This window comes from Lactivibrio alcoholicus (genome assembly GCF_055390895.1).
The window spans coordinates 729,993-751,478 of sequence record NZ_AP042471.1; the positions used below are offsets into that span (position 1 = coordinate 729,993).

General features: G+C 60.8%; 17 protein-coding genes and 2 rRNA genes. 1 reads left to right on the top strand and 18 read right to left on the bottom strand.

The window, feature by feature from the left end; genetic code table 11:
- Nucleotides 1-67: 67 nt before the first annotated feature.
- From ACZ5IU_RS03635 to ACZ5IU_RS03705, 15 genes are all read right to left on the bottom strand, one after another.
- Nucleotides 68-3,069 (bottom strand): 23S ribosomal RNA (locus tag ACZ5IU_RS03635).
- Between the two features lie 126 nt (nucleotides 3,070-3,195).
- Nucleotides 3,196-4,716, bottom strand: a 16S ribosomal RNA gene (locus tag ACZ5IU_RS03640).
- Together the 16S and 23S rRNA genes form the textbook arrangement of a ribosomal RNA operon.
- Nucleotides 4,717-4,934: 218 nt before the next feature.
- Nucleotides 4,935-5,195, bottom strand: a complete 261-nt coding sequence (locus ACZ5IU_RS03645) for an HPr family phosphocarrier protein (RefSeq protein ID WP_464420617.1) — start codon at nucleotides 5,193-5,195, stop codon at nucleotides 4,935-4,937.
- Nucleotides 5,196-5,234: 39 nt separating this feature from the next.
- Nucleotides 5,235-5,627, bottom strand: coding sequence for a dihydroxyacetone kinase phosphoryl donor subunit DhaM (gene dhaM / locus ACZ5IU_RS03650; protein WP_464420619.1), 393 nt, complete (start codon nucleotides 5,625-5,627; stop codon nucleotides 5,235-5,237).
- A complete protein-coding gene (gene dhaL, locus ACZ5IU_RS03655; RefSeq protein WP_464420621.1) occupies nucleotides 5,624-6,280 on the bottom strand; it encodes a dihydroxyacetone kinase subunit DhaL in 657 nt (218 codons plus the stop codon). Before dhaL (ACZ5IU_RS03655) ends, dhaM begins: the two co-directional genes overlap by 4 nt.
- Before the next feature lie 18 nt (nucleotides 6,281-6,298).
- Nucleotides 6,299-7,291, bottom strand: a complete 993-nt coding sequence (gene dhaK / locus ACZ5IU_RS03660; protein WP_464420623.1) for a dihydroxyacetone kinase subunit DhaK — start codon at nucleotides 7,289-7,291, stop codon at nucleotides 6,299-6,301.
- Between the two features lie 77 nt (nucleotides 7,292-7,368).
- The gene (locus tag ACZ5IU_RS03665; RefSeq protein ID WP_464420625.1) at nucleotides 7,369-7,866 is read right to left on the bottom strand and encodes an L-2-amino-thiazoline-4-carboxylic acid hydrolase; all 498 of its coding nucleotides are present in this window, start codon (nucleotides 7,864-7,866) and stop codon (nucleotides 7,369-7,371) included.
- A 54-nt stretch (nucleotides 7,867-7,920) separates the two neighbouring features.
- Nucleotides 7,921-8,631, bottom strand: coding sequence for an ABC transporter ATP-binding protein (locus ACZ5IU_RS03670; protein ID WP_464420627.1), 711 nt, complete (start codon nucleotides 8,629-8,631; stop codon nucleotides 7,921-7,923).
- A gap of 12 nt (nucleotides 8,632-8,643) precedes the next feature.
- Complete coding sequence (locus ACZ5IU_RS03675; RefSeq protein ID WP_464420629.1) at nucleotides 8,644-9,417, bottom strand: ABC transporter ATP-binding protein; 774 nt, start codon at nucleotides 9,415-9,417, stop codon at nucleotides 8,644-8,646.
- On the bottom strand, nucleotides 9,414-10,406 hold the full coding sequence (locus tag ACZ5IU_RS03680) for a branched-chain amino acid ABC transporter permease (protein WP_464420631.1): 993 nt from the start codon (nucleotides 10,404-10,406) through the stop codon (nucleotides 9,414-9,416). The genes ACZ5IU_RS03675 and ACZ5IU_RS03680 overlap by 4 nt, the downstream gene beginning before the upstream one ends.
- Entirely contained in the window at nucleotides 10,403-11,278 is an 876-nt protein-coding gene (locus ACZ5IU_RS03685) for a branched-chain amino acid ABC transporter permease (protein ID WP_464420633.1), read from the bottom strand. The genes ACZ5IU_RS03680 and ACZ5IU_RS03685 overlap by 4 nt, the downstream gene beginning before the upstream one ends.
- Nucleotides 11,279-11,356: 78 nt before the next feature.
- Nucleotides 11,357-12,484 carry an ABC transporter substrate-binding protein gene (locus ACZ5IU_RS03690; RefSeq protein WP_464420635.1) on the bottom strand — a complete coding sequence of 376 codons (1,128 nt, stop codon included), beginning with the start codon at nucleotides 12,482-12,484 and terminating at the stop codon, nucleotides 11,357-11,359.
- A gap of 55 nt (nucleotides 12,485-12,539) precedes the next feature.
- On the bottom strand, nucleotides 12,540-13,184 hold the full coding sequence (gene dhaL / locus ACZ5IU_RS03695) for a dihydroxyacetone kinase subunit DhaL (RefSeq protein ID WP_464420637.1): 645 nt from the start codon (nucleotides 13,182-13,184) through the stop codon (nucleotides 12,540-12,542).
- Entirely contained in the window at nucleotides 13,181-14,179 is a 999-nt protein-coding gene (gene dhaK / locus ACZ5IU_RS03700; protein ID WP_464420639.1) for a dihydroxyacetone kinase subunit DhaK, read from the bottom strand. Before dhaK (ACZ5IU_RS03700) ends, dhaL (ACZ5IU_RS03695) begins: the two co-directional genes overlap by 4 nt.
- A gap of 21 nt (nucleotides 14,180-14,200) precedes the next feature.
- Nucleotides 14,201-14,791, bottom strand: a complete 591-nt coding sequence (locus ACZ5IU_RS03705; RefSeq protein ID WP_464421806.1) for a helix-turn-helix domain-containing protein — start codon at nucleotides 14,789-14,791, stop codon at nucleotides 14,201-14,203.
- Nucleotides 14,792-14,939: 148 nt separating this feature from the next.
- Between ACZ5IU_RS03705 and ptsP the strand changes: the two genes are divergently transcribed.
- Nucleotides 14,940-16,646, top strand: a complete 1,707-nt coding sequence (gene ptsP, locus ACZ5IU_RS03710; protein WP_464420641.1) for a phosphoenolpyruvate--protein phosphotransferase — start codon at nucleotides 14,940-14,942, stop codon at nucleotides 16,644-16,646.
- Between the two features lie 84 nt (nucleotides 16,647-16,730).
- On the opposite strand, the gene trpS is transcribed toward ptsP, so the two are convergent.
- The 3 genes from trpS to ACZ5IU_RS03725 form a co-directional block, all read right to left on the bottom strand.
- Nucleotides 16,731-17,732, bottom strand: coding sequence for a tryptophan--tRNA ligase (trpS, locus tag ACZ5IU_RS03715; protein ID WP_464420643.1), 1,002 nt, complete (start codon nucleotides 17,730-17,732; stop codon nucleotides 16,731-16,733).
- A gap of 34 nt (nucleotides 17,733-17,766) precedes the next feature.
- Nucleotides 17,767-19,206 carry a proline--tRNA ligase gene (gene proS / locus ACZ5IU_RS03720; protein ID WP_464420645.1) on the bottom strand — a complete coding sequence of 480 codons (1,440 nt, stop codon included), beginning with the start codon at nucleotides 19,204-19,206 and terminating at the stop codon, nucleotides 17,767-17,769.
- Nucleotides 19,207-19,285: 79 nt separating this feature from the next.
- The gene (locus ACZ5IU_RS03725) at nucleotides 19,286-21,376 is read right to left on the bottom strand and encodes a patatin-like phospholipase family protein (RefSeq protein WP_464420647.1); all 2,091 of its coding nucleotides are present in this window, start codon (nucleotides 21,374-21,376) and stop codon (nucleotides 19,286-19,288) included.
- Nucleotides 21,377-21,486: the final 110 nt, after the last annotated feature.

Consider the following 21,486-nt stretch of genomic DNA (forward strand, 5'->3'; position numbering starts at 1 on the left):
CTTCTTTCCTCATGCACTTGCGACAGAAGACGATATCTCTCGATATCGGAAAAAGTCGGACTGTAACGAGGGCAAGGCCTCGGCGTATTAGTACCGGTCAGCTCCACGCCTCTCAGCGCTTCCACCTCCGGCCTATCTCCCCCGTGTTCTCCGGGACGCCTTACTTCCCTCTCGGGAATGGGGTATCTCATCTTGAAGGCGGCTTCCCGCTTAGATGCCTTCAGCGGTTATCCGTTCCGAACATAGCTACTCGGCGTATGCACTTGGCAGCACAACCGATACACCAGCGGTTCGTCCACTCCGGTCCTCTCGTACTAGGAGCAGCTCTCCTCAAATACCCTACGCCCGTGGTGGATAGGGACCGAACTGTCTCACGACGTTCTAAACCCAGCTCACGTACCGCTTTAATGGGCGAACAGACCAACCCTTGGGACCTGCTACAGCCCCAGGATGCGATGAGCCGACATCGAGGTGCCAAACCCTGCCGTCGATAGGAACTCTCGGGCAGGATCAGCCTGTTATCCCCAGGGTAGCTTTTATCCGTTGAGCGACGGCCCTTCCATTCGGAACCGCCGGATCACTAGTACCGACTTTCGTCCCTGCTCGACTTGTCAGTCTCACAGTCAGGCCACCTTATACACTTGCGCTCGCACGGGCGATTTCCATCCGCCCAGAGGTGACCTTTGCGCGCCTCCGTTACTCTTTAGGAGGCGACCGCCCCAGTCAAACTGCCCGCCTGACAGTGTCCCGCTCGTCGATTCAGACGCTGCGGTTAGAATTCCGGCATCTCAAGGGTGGTATCCCAACGTCGACTCCACCACAACCAAAGTCATGGCTTCAATGTCTCCCACCTATCCTGTGCATGACATGCCAAAATCCAGTATCAGGTTACAGTAAAGCTCCATGGGGTCTTTCCGTCCCACCACAGGTATCTGGTGTCTTTACCAGAACCACAAATTCACCGGGTCTCCCGTCGAGACAGCGCTCAGATCGTTACACCATTCGTGCAGGTCGGAACTTACCCGACAAGGAATTTCGCTACCTTAGGACCGTTATAGTTACGGCCGCCGTTTACTGGGGCTTCATTTCAGAGCTTCGCCTCTCCCTTGCGGTCGCGGCTAACCCCTCCATTTAACCTTCCAGCACCGGGCAGGTGTCAGACCCTATACTTCGGCTTGCGCCTTATGCAGAGTCCTGTGTTTTTAGTAAACAGTCGCCTGAGCCTGGTTTCTGCGACCACTCGCGGCTCCGCCAGCATTGACTTCACCGCAGTGGCACCCCTTCTCCCTAAGTTACGGGGTCAACTTGCAGAGTTCCTTAACGAGAGTTATCCCGCTCACCTTAGCCTTCTCAGCCAGCCCACCTGCGTCGGTCTCGGGTACGGGCAACACTGTTCCTCCCTAGAGGCTTTTCTCGGCAGCAGAGCGTCAGCGGCTTCGCCCCTTACGGAGCTCCCCATCAGGTCTCAGCATTTGGGCTCACGGCTTTTCCTGCGAACCCTGCCTACCCCCTTGAACCGGGTCTTCCATCCCCCGGCTCCGCCTAGCTTTCTGCGTCACCCCTTCGGTCCATGCGTCACAGTGTCGGGACAGGAATGTCTACCTGTTGTCCATCAGCTACGCCTTTCAGCCTCGCCTTAGGTCCCGCCTAACCCTGGGTGGATGAGCCTTCCCCAGGAACCCTTGGGCTTCCGGTGAGTATGTTTCTCACATACTTTGCGCTACTTATGCCGGCATTCTCACTTCCATGCAGTCCACCAAACCTTCCGGTTCGACTTCTCCCCGCATGGAACGCTCCCCTACCGATTTCCACTTACGTGCAAATCCCGCAGCTTCGGTGCAATGCTTAGCCCCCTACATTGTCGGCGCAGAGATCCTCGACCAGTGAGCTGTTACGCACTCTTTAAAGGATGGCTGCTTCTAAGCCAACCTCCTGGCTGTCCAGGCATCTCCACATCCTTGCCACACTCAGCATTGCTTTGGGACCTTAGCTGGCGGTCTGGGCTGTTTCCCTCACGACCACGAACCTTCTCACCCGTAGTCTCACTCCCATGCTAAAGTCATGGTATTCGCAGTTTGGTTGAAGTCAGCAGGACTCCTGTCCCCATCGTCCATCCAGCGCTCTACCCCCATGACTCATCGCATGAGGCTGCACCTCAATGCATATCGGGGAGAACCAGCTATTACCGTACTCGATTAGCTTTTCACTCCTAACCACAGGTCATCCGAGACTTTTTCAACAGGCACCGGTTCGGTCCTCCACCCCGTTTCACCGGGGCTTCAACCTGCCCATGGCTAGATCGTACGGCTTCGGGTTTATCGCATGAAACTTCCGCCCTTTTCAGACTCGGTTTCCCTTCGGCTCCAGTGCTCTCTCGCACCTTAACCTCGCTACATACGATAACTCGCCGGCTCATTTTACAAAAGGCATACCGTCACCCTCACCGTCTCGCGACGGCTCAGGCTCCGATTGCTTGTAGGCACACGGTTTCAGGTCTCTTTCACTCCCCGCCAGGGGTGCTTTTCACCTTTCCCTCTCGGTACTGCTTCACTATCGGTCGCTGGTAGTATTTAGCCTTGGACCATGGTCGGCCCTGATTCAACCGGAATTCCACGTGCTCCGGCCTACTCGGGTTCTATGCCCAGAGAGAGACGCGCCTTTCACCTACGGGACTTTCACCCTCTTCGGTCCGCTTTCCCAACACGGTTCGGTTAGATGCGCCCTTTATAACTCCCCGAGAAGTCTGCGGACTCCTCCGGCATAGACCCACAACCCCCACGCAACAACGACCGCAGTCTTGGCATTGCGTGAGTTTAGGCTCTTCCCCTTTCGCTCACCACTACTCAGGGAATCTCTTCGATTTCTCTTCCTCCGGCTACTGAGATGTTTCACTTCGCCGGGTTCCTTCGCCCTTACGGCGATTCCCGGATTTCTCCGGGCAGGTTCCCCCATTCGGATATCCGCGGATCAACGGATGCTTGCTCCTCCCCGCGGCTTCTCGCAGCTTGCTGCGTCCTTCCTCGGCTACCAGCGCCAAGGCATTCCCCGTGTGCCCTTACTACCTTTCCCTCGTTTCAGTCCAACTTCCTCTTTCTTCTGTCAAGGTGCATGAGGCAAACTTATAAGATGGAGAGGAGAGCGGTTCATGTTATCTCCGCATTCTCGTTGCTGAAGAGCTTTCGCTCTTCTCCTTAGAAAGGAGGTGATCCAGCCGCACCTTCCAGTACGGCTACCTTGTTACGACTTCACCCCCCTCACCAAGCACACCTTCGACGGCTCTGTCCCTTACGGGTTCAGCCACCGGCTTCGGGTGCACCCAACTCGGGTGGTGTGACGGGCGGTGTGTACAAGGCCCGGGAACGTATTCACCGCGGCTTGGCTGATCCGCGATTACTAGCGATTCCGGCTTCATGAAGTCGGGTTGCAGACTTCAATCTGAACTGGGGCCGGCTTTCTGGGATCCGCTTGCCTTCGCAGGCTCGCTTCCCTCTGTACCGACCATTGTAGCACGTGTGTCGCCCTGGACATAAGGGCCATGATGACTTGACGTCATCCCCACCTTCCTCCAGCTTGTCGCCGGCGGTCCCGCCAGAGTGCCCGGCTTTACCCGATGGCAACTGGCAGCAGGGGTTGCGCTCGTTGCGGGACTTAACCCAACATCTCACGACACGAGCTGACGACAGCCATGCAGCACCTGTGTACGCTCTCCGGACGAATCCTTCGTCGCTCGCCTTTCAGCTCACTACTACGTACATGTCAAACCCAGGTAAGGTTCTTCGGTTTGCATCGAATTAAACCACGTGCTCCACCGCTTGTGCGGGCCCCCGTCAATTCCTTTGAGTTTCAATCTTGCGATCGTACTCCCCAGGCGGAATGCTTATCGCGTTAGCTCCGGCACGGACACCTCTCGATGCCCACACCTAGCATTCATCGTTTACGGCCAGGACTACCGGGGTATCTAATCCCGTTTGCTCCCCTGGCTTTCGCGCCTCAGCGTCAGTTGCTGGCCAGCAAGTCGCCTTCGCCACCGGTGTTCTTCCCAATATCTACGCATTTCACCGCTACACTGGGAATTCCACTTGCCTCTCCAGCACTCCAGTCATCCAGTTTCAACCGCATGATCCGGTTGAGCCGGACCATTTCACAGCTGACTTAAATGACCGCCTACGCGCCCTTTACGCCCAGTAATTCCGGACAACGCTCGTCCCCTACGTATTACCGCGGCTGCTGGCACGTAGTTAGCCGGGACTTCCTCGTGTGGTACCGTCACTTCCTTCTTCCCACACAACAGAGGTTTACGACCCTAAGGCCTTCTTCCCTCACGCGGCGTCGCTGGGTCAGGGTTGCCCCCATTGCCCAATATTCCCCACTGCTGCCTCCCGTAGGAGTCTGGACCGTCTCTCAGTTCCAGTGTGGCCGGTCACCCTCTCAGGCCGGCTACCCGTCTTCGCCTTGGTGAGCCGTTACCTCACCAACTAGCTGATAGGACATGAGCCGCTCCTCAAGCGGATCGCTCCCTTTTACCTCTCGGCTTATGGGGTATTAGCATCGGTTTCCCAATGTTGTCCCCCTCTCGAGGATACGTCCTCATGTATTACTCACCCGTTCGCCACTAGCCATATATTCCGGTTACCCTTCACATATGACCCGTTCAACTTGCATGTGTTAAGCACGCCGCCAGCGTTCGTCCTGAGCCAGGATCAAACTCTCCATGAATTTCTCCTCAGAGAAAACTCTCCCCGCTCTCTCCCTTACTTCCTTCTCCCCATCCTATAAATCTGTCAAGGTCCTCGCCCGGCATCTTTCTGCGTCGTCTGCTTCGTTTCTGTGCCGGGGTGTCGCGCGAAGCGCAACGAAGGGAATTCTACCAGCTTTTGGAATGTCGTCAAGGGGCGAAATTTGAGAAGAAATTTTCCAAAAACACCGCTGTTGACCTATGCCCCTTCCGCCGACAGAACTGATTCGAGACTATCGAGAAGATCATCGGCGCCGTCTCCGTCGGCAGCGACGGTAACGGTGTCGTTTCGTTCGATTCCGAGCCTGAGGACGCTGAGGATGCTCTTGGCGTCCGCCTCCTTGCCTTTCTTCGCAACGGTCACGCGACCTTTGAACGCCGACGCGAGGCGTACGAAATTCGCAGCAGGACGCGCATGAAGTCCGTGTTCGTTCGTTACGACACATTCGCGTATTGTCACGAGATCATTCCTCCCCGGGATGCCTGTATGAGAAAAACGTCACAGCTTCCGAAGCTCCCGAGCGCCTTCCGCCGTCCGGAAAACTTCATCCATCGGCGATCCCGCGCTCGACTGGATCGCCCCGAGAAGCGCCCCTTCGAGGAAGGGAGCATCGGCGATCCGGACGTTGCATCGCTCATTTTCCCCGAGAAAATCGAGCGCCTGCTCGGCTGACAGAATGGCGCTTCCGAGGTCACAGAGCACGATGACACCGTCGTTTTCCCGCAGACCTCTGATCGCCGCCGCAATCGCGCAGGCATCTGTCCCGAGGGATCCGTCAGGCATTCCTCCGCATGCGACAACGGGAACGACGTCGCCCGTCATCTGCCTTGCCATCTCCCGTACGCCCGATGCGACGTCCCGGCTGTGCGACACGAGGACGAACGCGATCATGAGTGCGGTTCCGCGCCGCGATCGCAGAGAGCGCCGAGCGCAGCTTCGATTATGATGCAGCCCGACATCGCCCCGGGATCGCAATGTCCGACGCTCCGCTCGCCGAGAAAGCTCGCGCGTCCCTTTCGCGCCTGCATCGGTATCGTTGATTCCATACCGGAGCGGACGCGCTTTCGGACCTCCTCCGCACATGCCGCTCCATCGCACGCGGAGGCGTCGGAGGATTCGAGAAACGCGGCGACCGGTTCGATGGCGTCAAGCATCGTCTTGTCACCGATGACGGCCCGCCCCCGTCTGACGATGCCGTTGACGGCCGCGCGTACCGCCCGGGCCAGATGCGCCCGCGTCACCTCCGTAACTCCCTTCAGTTCCTGTGCGGCGTACAGAAACGCGGTGCCATAAAGCGGGCCCGAGGCACCTCCGACGGTACTGACAAGGGTCATTCCGGTAGCCTTGAGAATTTCTTCGATATCGGCATCAGGCATCGACGCGAGTTTTCGAATGACGGCCTCGAATCCACGCGCCATATTGACACCGTGGTCCGCGTCGCCGATCGCCCTGTCGAGGTCGGTCAGCAGCTCTCTGTTTTCGATGATCCTCGCCCCGACTGCGTCGAGAATCCGACGAACGTCTGCGGCTTCCGCACACTTCATTATCGTCGTCTCCTCTCCTCACTGCCGGAACGCGGGCGCGTCCGCGGGGTCGAGAAGCAGCGATTCGAGTTCGTCGTCCAGCCGCAGGAGCGTCACGGACGCCCCCGCCATTTCGAGCGACGTCATGAAGTTCCCGACGTACGTCTTCGCTATGGCGAGCCCCCGACCGCGGCACAGCGCGGCGACCGAACGGTTGAGGATGTACAGCTCCATGAGCGGCGTCCCTCCGAGCCCGTTGACGAGGACGGCGACGCGGTCGCCCCTCCGGAACGGAAGGTCGTCGAACAGGGCGGTGCAGATCCGCTCCGCTAGGGAATCGGCGCTTTCGATTCCCATCCGACGGATGCCGGGCTCCCCGTGGATTCCGAGCCCGAACTCCATCTCGCCGTCGCCGAGGTCGAACCCCGGACGCCCGTTCGCGGGAACGGTGCAGGGCGAGAGCGCGAAGCCCATCGACCGTACGTTGTCGACGACTTTCCGCGCGACCGCGGCGACCGCATCGAGGTCCGCGCCGCGCTCGGCCAGCGCTCCGGCGATCTTGTGGACGAGAATCGTCCCCGCGATGCCGCGCCGCCCGGTCGTGTAGGTGCTGTTCATGACGGCCGCGTCGTCGTTGACGATGACGCTCCGCGTCTTCATTCCGTCCATTTCGGCGAGTTCCGCGGCCATCTCGAAGTTCATGACGTCGCCGGAATAGTTCTTGACGATCATGAGCGTTCCGGCGTCCGTCCGGATCGCGTCGAGCGCCGCCTTGACCGGGTCCGGGGACGGGGACGTGAAGACTTCGCCCGACACGGCCGCGTCGAGCATTCCCTTCCCGACGTACCCCGCGTGGGCGGGTTCGTGTCCGCTTCCGCCGCCGCTCACGAGCGTCACCTTGCCCGGGCGGATCTCCCTTCTGACGATGACGTTCCATCCATCGAGCCGCCTGAGCGTTTCCGGGTGCGCGCAGGCGACGCCGTCGAGCATGTCGCTCACGATGTCCGGAAGTGCGTTGATGATCTTCTTCAATGTCACACCCTCCTTATGGGAAAAAAACGACCGGCAGGGGTACCCCCCTGCCGGGATGCAGACGGACAGGAATCGGTTCAGCTCTTCTTTTTCCGCGTGACGATGATGCGGCAGACGGGTTTGCCCTGCGCGATGGTGTCCTCGAGACGGAACTCGAAGTTCGGGAACATGCTCACGATACCCCGGTCGCCATCCATCGCGATGTCGCAAAGTCGCTCGATGTCCTTTTCGTTGTCGGTCATCTTCTTCCATGCCGCGACGAGCGGACAGTAATGGAATTCGACGACGAAACGATCCTTCGTGACCTCCTTCATGTCCATTTCGAAGATCTTCCTGTAGAGCTCGTTCGCGAAACTCTTCGAGAAGACGGTGAGGTCGTCGGTCTTCTCGAACTTGACCTCTCCGTGGAACTTCCCGCAACGCATGATGGCCGCGCGGGCGAAGTCATCCCATTCGAGGCCGCGTTTCCTCGCTTCGTCCATGAGAAGATACATCCACGTCGCGCGATGCTCAAGCGCCGAGCGCATGTCGTCCACATGCGGTTCGTGAATTGTCGCCTTGTTTTCGATTGTCATCTTCAGGTACCTCCCTGTCGATATCCTCATGCCCCTCAGGGGGCAGAGTGGTGTCTAGATCCCCAGATAGGCGCTCGCCACGCTGGGGTTGTTCGCAAGCTCCCTCGCGCTTCCCGAGAGGATGATATTGCCCGTTTCCATGACGTATCCCCGGTCCGCTATCGCCAGCGCCATGTTCGCGTTCTGTTCGATCAGCAGGATCGTCTTGCCGAAGCCTCGGATCTTTTTGATCAGGTCGAAGATCGTCTCGACGATGATCGGGGCGAGTCCGAGGGACGGTTCGTCGAGGAGAAGCATCTCCGGATCGACCATGAGTCCCCGGCCGATCGCCAGCATCTGCTGCTCGCCGCCGGAAAGAGTCCCACCGTTCTGGTTCCTCCGGTCGGCAAGAATCGGGAAGAGCGAGAACACGCGGTCGAGATTTTCCGCCGTCGTCGCTCGGGACGCCCGCACGTTGCCGGAGATTCCGACCATCAGATTCTCGAGGACCGTGAGGAACGGGAAGATATGCCGTCCCTCCGGGACGTGCCCGATCCCCGAGCGCACGATGTCCGATGGCTTCAGATTCGTGATGTCCCGGTCCTTGAAACGGACGGTTCCCTCCGCCTTTTTGACGATATTGGAGATCGCCATGAGCGTACTCGACTTCCCTGCGCCGTTCGATCCGATGATCGTCACGATCTCCCGTTCGCGGACTTCGAAGGAGACGCCTCTGAGCGCCGTGATGTTGCCGTAGTTGACCCTGAGGCCGCTGACCTGAAGCATGGACATCTCCTCCTACGCTCCCCGGGAATGCCCGAGGTAGGCGCTGATGACGTCGGGGTTGTTCCGGATCTCGGCCGGAGTCCCCTCGCAGATCTTGAGTCCCTGGTTGAGGACCGTAATCACGCCGCAGAGGTTCATGATGAGCTTCATGTCGTGTTCGATGACGACGATCGTGCGGCCGAGCGAACTGATCTTCCGTATCAGCTCCATGACCTCGCTCTTCTCCGACGGGTTCATCCCTGCCGCCGGTTCGTCGAGCAGAAGGACCTTGGGATCCGTCGCGAGAGCCCGCGCGATTTCGAGCCGCCGCTGCGTTCCGTACGAGAGGTTCGCAGCCTGATTGTACGCCTGTTTCCTGAGGCCGACGAGATCGAGGAGCTCGAGCCCCCGTTCCGTGACAAAATCCTCGTCGGCGCGGAAGGTCGCACTCCTCGCGACAGCCGCGAAAAGCCCCGTTCTCGTTCTCGTGTGGAAACCGACCTTCACGTTGTCGAGGACGGTCATGAAACGAAACAATTTGATGTTCTGGAAGGTCCGCGACATTCCGATCTCCGCGACACGCTCGGGAGGGATGTTCGTGATGTTGTTGCCGCCAAACAGCACGGTCCCGCTCGTCACTTCGATCAATCCTGTGAGCAGGTTGAAGAAGGTCGTCTTGCCGGCCCCGTTGGGGCCGATGATTCCGTGGATCGCCCCGGACCGGACGATCATGTCGACATTGTCGACCGCCTTGAGTCCTCCGAAGTGTTTCGAAAGGGAACGCGTCTCCAGGATAACGTCGTTCATGACGCGGCCCCCTTTTCTCCCTCTCCGGCCGCTTCCGGCGCGAGCGCCGCGAAGACACCGCCTCCTGCGATTCCCTGCGGTCTGACATGCATCGTCACAAGGATCGCAAGTCCGAAGATCACGAGGCGATACTCCGCGAGGAATCGAAACATTTCGGGCAGCACGACGAGGAAGAACGCCCCGACGATCGGGCCGACAAGGCTTCCCGGGCCTCCGACGAGAACCATGCAGAGAATGGCGAATCCTTCGTCGAGCGTAAAGCTGTCCGCACTTACGTAACTCGAAAGATATGCGTAGAAACAGCCGGCGACGCCTGCCCAGAACGTCCCGAACGCGAGGTTGTAAATCTTGTACCGCGTCGTGGGAATTCCCATCGATTTCGCCGCGAGTTCATCCTCCCGGATGGCGATCCAGGCTCTTCCGATGCGGGAGTTGAGGACCCGGAAGCACACGAACAGCGCCACAGCGGCTATGGCCAGGATGAGGAAATAGAATCCGAAATTCGTCGAAATTTCGTAGCCCAAAACCGTCGGGAAGGGGATTCCCGGAATTCCCATCGGCCCACGGGTGAATTCGATCCAGTTGAGAACGGTCAGACGCACGATCTCTGAGAATCCGAGCGTGCAGATCGCGAGGAAGATCCCGCGCAGTCGCGCCGTCGGGATCCCGAGAAGGACGCTCGAAGCGGATGCGATGAGGCCGCTGACCGGGAGCGCGATCCAGAATCCGACGCCGCATCTCGTCGCGAGGATCGCGGCCGTGTAGGCGCCGATGCAGTAGAACCCGGCCTGCCCGATGTTGAACTGTCCCGAGTAGCCGTTGATGATGTTCAGGCTCGTCGCGAGAACCGAATAGAGCAGGATGTTGATCGCGATCCGGAGAAGATAGTCGTTGCCGCGGATGACGAATGGGACGATCAGGAGCAGACAGGCGCACGCAAGGATCGACAATCCCCTGTGCCGCTGCGTCGTTCGGAAAATCGCGATCATACCTTCTCAGCTCCTTTCCGTCCGAGGAGTCCGGAGGGCCGGACGAGCAGGACCGCGATGAGAATCAGAAACGCGATAACGTCCCTCCAGCCGGAAGAGAAGATCGCGACGCCGACATTCTCGAAAATTCCGAGCAAGACTCCGCCGATCGCGGCGCCCGGAATGCTCGTCAGGCCGCCGAGAACGGCCGACGCGAACGACTTGAGCCCGGCGCTGCCTCCCATGACGGCATGGACGGAGTTGTAGTACACGCCGAGAAGAACGCCCGAGACTCCACAGAGCGCGCATCCGATCGCGTTTCCGACGACGAGGATCCGCCTCACATCGACGCCGAGGAGCGCCGCGGCTGTCTTGTCCATAGAGACAGCCTTGAGTTCGAGGCCTGTTTTCGTCTTCTTGAGGAAAAGCCAGAGCGCGGCCGAAAGCAGAAAAAGGACGGCCAGCATGAAGACCTGAATATGAAGGATGCGGACCCCGCCGAAGGTCCAGAATCCTGTGTACACATCCGGAACGAGCTGCTGTTCCGTTCCGAGGACGATCTGCGCGCCGCTCTTGAGGACCGTGGAAACGCCGATCGTCGTGATGAGCCACGTCTCGTCCGGCCCCTTCGGCCATCGGCGGTAACAGATCAGCTCGATGACGAGCCCGAGAATCCACGCCGCTGCGAAACCGGCGACGAGGGCTATGAAGATCCCCGTTTTGAGGAATGTGAGCGCGTAAAACCCGGCGAACGCCCCGACCATGATCACTTCGCCGTGAGTGAAGGTAACGAGCCCGAGGATTCCCATGATCATCGCGAATCCGATGGCCATGAGCGCGTAGATCGATCCCTGGGCGATTCCATCGACGAGCGTCTGAACGTAATAATCCATGGAACCACTCCATCCCGTTTCAAAGTGGCGGGAGGCCGGAAAGCCGACCTCCCGCTCAATGGAACGCCTGGTAACGGTTTAGCGCGTGTAGTCCTTCTTGACGACCCACTGTCCCTTTTCGACGACCATGACCTTGTACTTCCGCTCGATATCCCCGACCTTCGTGAAGGTCAGCTTTCCTGTGATGCCGCTGAAGTCCTTCGTCTCGGCCAGCGCGTTGCGGATCGCCGTGCGGTCGGCGGAGTTCGCTCTTTTGATCGCGTCCGCGAGCATCATCATCGAGTCGTAGGCGCACGCGGCGTGAAGGTTCGGCTTACGCCCGGCAACCTTCTCGAACTCGGCGATAAACCCCTGAACCGCGGGATCTTTGTCTTCGAGCGCGAAGAATGTATTCGTCACGATGCCTTCGACGGCTTCGCCGCCGAGTTCGATCAATTTCGCCGAAAAAACGGAGCTCGGCGCAAGCAGCTTGACGTTCCACCCCATCTTGCGGATCTGTCGCGCGATGAGGGATGCTTCGTTATACATGGCCGCGACGCACAACCCATCAGGGTTTGCCTGCCGAAGCTTGTTCAGGATCGCGGCGTAGTCCTTCTCGGACTCCATGAAGGGCTGCTCGCCGGTGACCTTGAGATTGAACTTCTCGGCCGCCTTGACGAACCGGTCCTTCGTCACGTGGCCCCAGTCGTTGTTGATGTAGATGACCGCGACGTTCTTCAGCGCCATGTACTCCTGGGCGATGTACTTCACGTTGAACGGACCTTCGGCGTCCTGCGTTCCGACGATGCCGAACATATACTCCCCGGACTTCGCGAAATCGGGGTGCGAGGCAGTCGGAGAGAGCTGGACCATCTTCGCACGTTCGTAGATCGGGGCGGCCGCGAGGCACGCGGTGCTCGTGAAGTCGCCGATTTCCGCCGCGATCGAGGAATCCTGGACGAACTTCTGCGCGATCAGCGCCGCTTCCTTCGGATCTCCCTTGCTGTCCATGACGACGATCTCGACCTTCTTGCCGAGAAGTCCGCCCGCGGCGTTGATCTTTTCCGCCGCCATCGTGACGGAGTACTTGAAATTCTCCCCGTATTCCGCATAGTTTCCCGTGATCGGCGCGGAAAGCCCGATCCGGACCGTATCCGCCGCGAACGCAACCGCTCCGGACGCCAGAAGCGCCAATGCCGCTAGAAGCATGAAACCGGTCTTCTTCACTGTTCTCTCCCCCTTCGACTGTCGCCGGGATCCGTTTCCCGGCGAAAATTCTCCATCACGCGCTCTTCGAGAGCGTCTCCGCGATGCACCCGAGCAACAGGCGGCACGACGTCGCGCCGGGGTCCTGATGTCCGAGCCCTCGTTCTCCGGCATGGAACCCGCGCCCCTTGACACCGATCATCCCGGCCGTCGCCTTCATTCCGGCCTCCGCGGCCTCCGCCGCTTTCGCGAACGCAGCAGCAACGTCGAGTCCTTCGTCGGCCGCCTTGCGGAACGAAATCACCGCGGGTTCGAGCGCGTCGACCATCGTCTTGTCCCCGACCTTCGCGCCCCCCTTTTCCCTGATCGCGGCGAGGGCCGCTTCGAGGGCCGCGGCGATCGCCGGGCTTCCGCCGAACCCGGTCTTTTCGAGCGAGTCGCCCGCCGCACGGATCGCGAGCCCGTAAAAGATCGGTCCCGACCCGCACCCGGCTCCCGCGAGCGTCGTGCCCATCCGCTTGACGAATTTCGCGGGCTCGAGCAACATGAAGCCGTCCATCTTTCCCATCAGGATCGAAAATCCGCGCTTCAGGTTGAGGCCGTGTTCCGCGTCGCCGATCGTGCTGTCCAGTTCGTTGAGCATCTGTTCGTTGGCGTCGACCGTCGCCGCGAGGTTTCTGAAGATCCCTGCGAGGCAGTCCGTCGTGCAGGCGCAGGTCATGCCTGCCTCCAGGCCGGGGTCTCGCACGGATGGTCGAAGAGCGACAGGAGTTCGTCGTCGGTGCGAAGCAGCGTGATCGAGAAGCCGGCCATTTCGAGCGACGTCATGTATTCGCCCACCATCGGACGCGCGACCGCGACGCCCTTGCCCGAAAGATACGATTCGACCTCGTTGTAGATGACGTAGAGCTCCATGAGCGGCGTCGCCCCCATGCCGTTGACCATCGCGACGACGCGGTCGCCCTTCGCGAACGGGAGGTCGCCGGTGATCCGGTCCATCATCTCCGCGACGATGTCGTGCGCGCTCTTCAGGGGTTCGCGCTGGACGCCGGGTTCTCCGTGGATTCCGATACCGATCTCCATCTCTCCCGGAGCGAGCTCGAAATTCGGCTTGTCCCGTCCCGGAACGAGGCAGGGTGTCAGCGCCATGCCCATCGTCCGGACATTCGCGACGACCTTGGCGGCGACCCGATAAACCTCGTCGAGCGACGCTCCCCGGTCCGCCATGGCGCCCGCGATCTTGTGGACGAGGACCGTTCCCGCGACGCCGCGGCGTCCCGTCGTCCCTTCGCGGTTGTCGACCGCGACGTCGTCGGTGACGAGCACCTTTCGGACCGGAATTCCCCTGTCCGCGGCCTCCTCTTCGGCCATGTCGAACAGCAGAATGTCGCCCGTGTAGTTCTTGATGATAAACAGGACTCCCGCCCCGCCATTCACGCGCTCGAGGGACGCGATCGCGTCGTCGAGCGGCGGCGAACAGAAGACCGCGCCCGCGAGCGCCGCGTCGAGCATCCCCTTTCCGACGAATCCTCCGTGAGCCGGTTCGTGCCCGCTTCCGCCTCCCGTGATCAGAGCTACCTTACCCCGGACCGGCGCGTCGGCCCTGACGACCGCCTGCGTACCGGGCAGGACTTCGATGATGCCGGCGTGGGCTTTCGCCATTCCGGCGAGCATCTCCGGTACCGCCATGTCGGGCTGATTCATGATCTTTTGCATTCTCCCTGCCTCCTTTTCCCGTTAGGTGCGGAGCGCCCCCTGAAGCTCCCCTCGGAAATCGATCCGCGGGAACGCGACGAGGAAGACCTCCGCGACGGAATCTCCCAGGTTCTGCCAGTAGTGCTTGATCGACGAGTTGTAGATGACGGAATCTCCCTCGCTGCAACGGATCGCATCGTGCCCCTCGAGGCTGACCTCGAGGACGCCGCGGATGACATATCCGAACTCGGTTCCTTGGTGGACGGTCCATTCGTTCCGCCGCTCCCTCGGCTGCAGCGTCATGTGGACGGGCTCGATCCGGCAGTTCCCCCGCGGGAGCAGAAAGCGGAGGATACGGTCGTTCGGAACGTCGACCTCGACCTGACGGTCGCGCGGGAAGAAAAACGCCTCGCCGAGGTCGTCGTCCTCCTGGAAAAGCACGGAAATGTGAACGGAGAAGAAGTTGCAGATCTTGTCGAGTACTTTGATGGAAGGAACGGTTTTCCCGTTCTCGAGCAGGCTGAGATACGACGCCGAGATTCCGGTGGCATCCGCGAGCTCGTTGAGGCTCATCTGGTATTTCTGACGTTCTTGCCTGACTCTCTTGCCGACATAGCAATAATCCGAATGCACCAAACCCGCCCCTCTCCGGATAGGTCAAGAGCGATCAGAGTACAATTCTATCGTCTCAGAAAAATGCCGTCGACGAAGACGATTTTATTTGCTATAGTGAACGTTGTCAATATTTTTTTAGTCCCATTGATTTTTCGGAGGTGATTGAATGGAACGACGCATTTTCGGAACGCCTGTTGTTTCCGGTCTCGCCGTCGCTCCCGTCGAGCCGTTCGGAACGGTCTCATTCGAAGAGACACCGGATAACGGCACGTTCGGCATCGAAGAAAACCTGAAACGCTTCCGCGACGCCGCAGACGCAACGGAGCGGGAAATCCGTTCGTCCGTCCCGTCGACGGCCGGATCTCCCGAAGCCGACATCGCCGACGTCCATGTCATGATGCTCCGGGACCCAGAGTTCGTCGGCGGGATCGAACGCGAGATCCGCTCGGGGACGTGCGCCGAAAACGCGGTCGTTCGCACGGCCCGATCTATCGCGGAACAGTTCCGTTCCATCCCGGACCCCTATCTGAGCGAACGAAGCTCCGATATCGAAGATGTCGGTTTCCGACTTCTGTGCGCGATCAGGGGGAAGGCCCCGTTTGACGTCTCCTGGGATACCCCCCGTATAGTGGTCGCGAATGATCTGTTGCCATCGCAGGTCGCAGCGATCGATCCGAGCGTCGTCGCGGGGATCGCCGCCGAACGGTGCGGAGCCACGGGGCACGCGGCGATCCTCGCCGGGGCCAAGGGCATTCCGATGATCACGGGAATCGCAGGTCTGACGGGGATGGTCCGGAAGGGCGATGTCGCGATCATCGACGGTTCCCGCGGAGAGCTTGTGATCGATCCCGGGGAGGCGACCATTGAGGCCGTCTCCCGCACGCGAATCGCCGAAATCGTATGGGAACGGGACGAGATCTCCGCTCCCGTCGTCACGAAGGATGGATGCAAGATTCGGCTCATGGCGAACATCGGCTGTCCGGAAGAGGTGCAGGCGGCTCTCAAAAGAGGGGCCGAGGGCGTCGGGCTCTTCCGGACGGAATTTCTGTTCCTCGGGCGGAATGTCCCGCCGTCGGAAGACGATCACGTCGCGGCCTACATGGCCGCGCTCGCCGCCACGTCGCCGCACACGGTCGTCATCAGAACGCTCGACGCCGGCGGCGACAAGGAAATCCCATTCCTCGGAAATGGACGGGAGGACAACCCCTTTCTCGGCCTCAGGGCGATCCGCCTCTGCCTCGCGCGCCAGGAGGTCTTCCGGACGCAGCTTCGCGCCTTGCTCCGGTCCGCACCGTCGGGGCACCTGTGGGCGATGTTTCCGATGATCACCGATCTCTCGGAACTCGTCGCGGCAAAAGCCCTTCTCGAAGAATGCGCGTGCGCCCTCGAACGGGAAGGGGTCCCATTCGCTTTCCCCGAAAAAATCGGAGCGATGGTCGAGGTCCCGTCGAGCGCGCTCCTGGCTCACTCACTCGCAAAAGAGGCGTCGTTCCTCTCCGTCGGGACGAACGACCTCACGCAGTACACGCTCGCGTGCGACCGGGGAAACTCCGACGTCGCCCATCTTTCCAGTCCGTTTCATCCCGCCGTCCTGCGGCTCCTCGCGATGATCGCTTCGGCCGCGACATCCGCCGGCATCCCCGCGGACGTCTGCGGCGAAATGGGCGGCGATCCGCTCGCGACACCGCTGCTTCTGGGGATGGGCTTTCGCGAGTTATCGATGTCGGCGCCTCGAATCCCTTCGGTCCGGAAGACGATCCGGTCGCTCGACATGTCCGAATGCGCGGTTCTCGCAGAGCACGTGCTGACGATGACGAGCCGCACGGAGGTCGAATCCGAACTCAGGGCGTTCGCCGACCGCCCGTCCGCCTGACGCCGTTCCGAAGCAGAAAAAAACGCTCCGTCCCGGACTTCCTCCGGGACGGAGCGGCAACGACGTTTCAGGAGCGGCTCCGGATCAGCCTCGCGGGACGAGGTTGATGGCCGCGAGAACTTCGTCCATCGTCCGTTTCGCGACAATTTTCGCCTTTTCCGCACCGTGGATGACGATATCGCGCAGCACGGCGTCGTTCTTCTCGTAATACGCCCGTTTCTCCCACGCGGGTTCGAGGATCCGGACAACGTGCGCGAGCAGCGCCTTCTTGCAGTCGATGCATCCGATGGCCGCTTTCCTGCATCCCTCGGCGAGTTCGGCCTTCTGTGCCGCGTCTCCGTTGAAGACCTTCTGGATGTCCCAGACCGGGCACTTGTCCGGATCGCCCGGATCGGACTTCCGGATGCGCGCGGGATCGGTGATCATCGTGCTGAGCTTGCTCCAGAGGACGTCCTTCGTGTCGGAAATGTTGATCGAGTTGTTGTAGGACTTGCTCATCTTTCGTCCGTCCGTTCCCGGGACTTTCGGCGTCGGCGTCAGCATGATATCCGGCTCGGGGAAGACGGGACCGTAGAAATTGTTGAAACGGCGCGCGATCTCGCGCGTGATCTCGAGGTGCGCGCTCTGATCCTCGCCGACCGGGACCTTCGTCGATTTGTAGAGAAGGATGTCGCCGGCCATGAGGACGGGGTATCCGAGGAACGCGTATGTCGAGAGGTCCTTATTCTGGATGTTCAGGATCTGGTCCTTGTACGTCGGGCATCTCTCGAGCCATCCGAGCGGCGTGATCATCGAGAGCGCGAGGTGGATTTCCGCGTGCTGCGGGACGTGCGACTGGAGGAATATCGTGCTCTTCTCGGGGTCGAGCCCCACGGAAAGCCAGTCGAGAAGCACTTCGCGGCAGTTGTCGCGGAGCTTGCCCATATCGGCGTAATCCGACATCATCGCGTGCCAGTCCACGATACCGTAAAAGCACTCATAGTCGCTGTCGTTCTGGAGTTTGATCCAGTTCGTCAGCGCCCCCGCCATGTGTCCCAGATGCAGCTTTCCCGTCGGGCGCATTCCGCTGAAGATACGATACGTCATGATGCCAGCTCCTTTATCTCAGATGAAAAAAAGATCAGTACGCCTTCGCGAAGACCGCGAGCCTGGCGCCGTCGCGCCCCGTCAGGAAGCAGCGACCGCGGCTGTCGTCCGAGAGCGGGAAACACCGCGGCGTCGCCCCGGTCTCTTCCTTGATGTGCCTCTCGTCTTCGACGCTTCCGGCGAAATAGGCCTCAACGAAGCCGCCGCGTTCCTCGATGACCGATCGGAATTCGTCCCAGGACGATACGCGGACCGTGTTCGCGAGCCTGAATGCCTTCGCGTTCGCGTGAAGATCTTTCTGAATCCGGTCGAGAAGTTCGGGAACGACCCTCGGGACGGCCTCGAACGGGATGTCTCCCTTTTCTCCTGTATCGCGACGTACGAAACGGACGTTTCCCTTCGCGTAATCCTTCTGCCCGAGTTCGAGCCGGAGGGGAACCCCACGCTGCAGGTGGAAAAAGAACCTGTCCGCGGGGCGCATGTGGAACTGTCGGTCGAGCCTCACGGCCGTGCCTCCGAGAACCCTCCGGAGATCGCCCGCGATCTCCTCCGCCTTCGGCAGGATGCGGCCGGTGAGTGCGGCCTCGTCGGTCCCTATCGGGAGAATGACCGTCTTGACGGGCGCGATGCGCGGCGGCAGGACGAGGCCGTCGTCGTCGGAGTGCGTCATGATGACGGCTCCGATCAGGCGCGTCGAAACGCCCCAGCTCGTTGTCCACGCGTACTCGAGCGCCCCGGCCTGGTTCTGGAACTGGATGTTGAACGCGCGCGCGAAGTTCTGCCCGAGGAAGTGGCTCGTTCCGGCCTGGAGAGCCTTCGCATCGCGCACCATCGTCTCGCAGGTATACGTGTTGACGGCGCCCGGGAAGCGTTCCCCGGCGGTCTTTTCGCCCTCGACGACCGGCAGGGCGAGGCAGTCCTCCATGATCCGGCGGTAGACCTCGAGCATCCGGAGCGTCTCCTCGACGGCCTCGGCCTCCGAAGCGTGCGCCGTGTGCCCCTCCTGCCAGAGGAACTCCGACGTCCGCAGGAAGAGGCGCGGACGCTTCTCCCAGCGCATGACGTTTGCCCACTGGTTGATGAGGATCGGCAGGTCGCGCCACGACTGGATCCACTTGCTGTACATATGCCCGATTACCGTCTCGGACGTCGGCCGGACGACGAGCGGCTCCTCGAGTTCTTCGCCGCCCGCGTGGGTCACGACCGCGCACTCGGGCGCGAAGCCCTCGACGTGTTCGGCCTCCTTCTCGAGAAAGGAGTTCGGGATCAGGAGCGGGAAGTAGGCGTTGACGTGCCCGGTCTCCTTGAACGCGTCGTCGAAGTACCGCTGGATCGCCTCCCAGACGGCGTACCCGGTCGGACGAATGACCATGCACCCGCGTACCGGGGCGTAATCGGCGAGTTCCGCCGTCTTGATGACATCGAGGTACCATTCCGAGAAATCGGTCGATCTGGATGTGATATTTCTCGCCATGACTATCCTTCCCGCCCGTGCCGCGACGGGCACGACCGGACATTGCCGCCCCCGGTCCGGGCTGATATTGTCCGATCCGCTACGGAAGTGGGAAATGCCCCCACATCGGAGTGCCTATGAAGAACCCTATCTTGAAATCGTTCTCGTCATTATAGAGGAACATGAGCCGCGCATCGAGGAACTTCCCGGGGACGGAGAAGGAAATTCCAGTCTCCCAGAGGTTCCGGATGCGGTCGCCTTCGTCGTTCCACGCGTACCCCATGCCGCCGAAGAGCTCGGCCATGAGGCTCCCCCACCAGCTCTTGATGTAGACGCGGCGGAACGCGACGTTCCACCACGCCATGAATTCGGCCTCGATCGGGCGTCCGGCGTAACTGTACAGCTCCTGCGCGGCGCCGAGATATACCGCGTGCCCCGGCGTTTTCAGATCTCCTTCGGCGAATCCCGCCCGCAGGTAGAATCGCCACTTGTCGGAGATTTGAGCCGCCTGGAAGAAGGAGAGCCGGTAGAGGACCTCGTCGTAGTCCGGCCACCAGATCTTCGCCTGAAGCGCGATTCCGTGCGTCGGGTCCGTGTCGCTGTCCATCGTGCTGTAGGTCAGGAATCCGTAGGGCCCCCACGCCGTCGTGACCTCGCCGAGTTCCCGGACGCTCTCCGCGGCGAAGCCAAGCCCCGCGTTCGCGGCACCGACGTTGAAACGCTTGACGACGCCGCCGCCGTATCGCTCCCATGTGCGGAGACGCGCGTTCTGGGGGCTGACCTCCCAGCTCTGGCCGGAGAGAAGGACCTCCCACGACTTGTCTTCCTCGGGATCCGTCAGGTAGCTGACCTCGACGCCCCACTGCTCCCCGATTTTCAGCGTCGTGCGGAGCAGGTCTCCGTCGTTGATGAGGTTTCTCGCGACGCCGTTGAGATAGATCCAGCGATACGGATGAAGATTCGTCGTGAACCCGCCGACGTTGATCTCATAGGCGGACTTGCGCTGAACCTTCATGACGACCACGGTCCCGCCGTTTTCCTTTTCGAGGTAGTAGTCCACGGCCTGGATGTCGGTACGCTTCCCGAGGTCCATCCCCGCCTTGATGACGTCGAGCTCGCTCGGCGGCTTGCCGATCCAGGGAGAATACTGCTGTCGGAGAGATACGGCCATCGCCGGAGACACCCCTTCGATCCGGACGTCGCTCACAGGGGGAACGGGGCGCTCCTCGCGGTGCGGCGCCGGAGGGGCCGAAGCGAGAAGCCTCTCGATTTCGGGCATCTTCTGCATCGCGAGGGTCCTGCCGTTCTCGACGACCTTTAGCGCGCTCTTCGTCTCGAACATCGCGACGCCGCGGACATCCGGCGTTATGAGGACATCGGCGGCCTTCTTCTCGACAGCGACGTTCGACGCCGTGAAGATCGTCGTCGTCTGATCGATCACGTCGAGGAGCGAGTGGAGGTTTTCCTTCGACCGCGGAGAGCTCGTCACGTCGACGGCGATTACGGGATATCCGGGGAAGAGCTCCTTCGCCGTGAAGACCGGCAGGTTCGACACGAGCCCTCCGTCGACGAGGAGTTTCCCTCCGATGGACCACGGCTCGAAGAGGATCGGAATTGACATCGAAGCCCGCATGGCCGACGCCAGACTGCCGCTGCGAAGGACGACCTTCTGGCCGGTTTCGAGATCCGTCGCGACCGCGGCGTACGGGATCGGGAGGTCGTCGAAATCGACGATCCGGACGCGCGACGCGAGCTGCGCGAAACGTTCGAGGAGCTTGACGCCAGTCAACCCCCCCAGAGGCCCCGTCACGTTCCCGGCCTTGTCCATATACGCCCACGGGATCTGGTTGAGCCGCGCATCGGAATCCCCGCTCGGGACGAATATGGGCGTCGCCTGTTCCGACATGAGGTTCCCGAGGTCGAGCGTCTCGATGACTTCGAGAATCTCTTCAGGTTTATACCCGCTCGCGGCAAGTCCGCCGATGATCGATCCCATGCTCGTCCCGACGATGCCGACGATGGGGATATCCTTCTCGGCCAACGCCTGGAGCACGCCGATGTGCGCCAGCCCCCGCATCGCTCCGCCGGAAAGGACGAGCACGATTCCTCCCCTGTGTTCCGCTCCCGCGCACGCCGTCGTCAGCAGCACAAGGAAGAGCGCACATACGGAACTCACGATCTTCTTTTTCATGTTCGGGGTCCTCCATATATTCCTCTCTCGTCCGAAGAATTTCATCCAGTACGACGGCATTGTATCCCACGCGCCCCATCCCCACAAGGAGCCCTTACTTCTGTGGACGT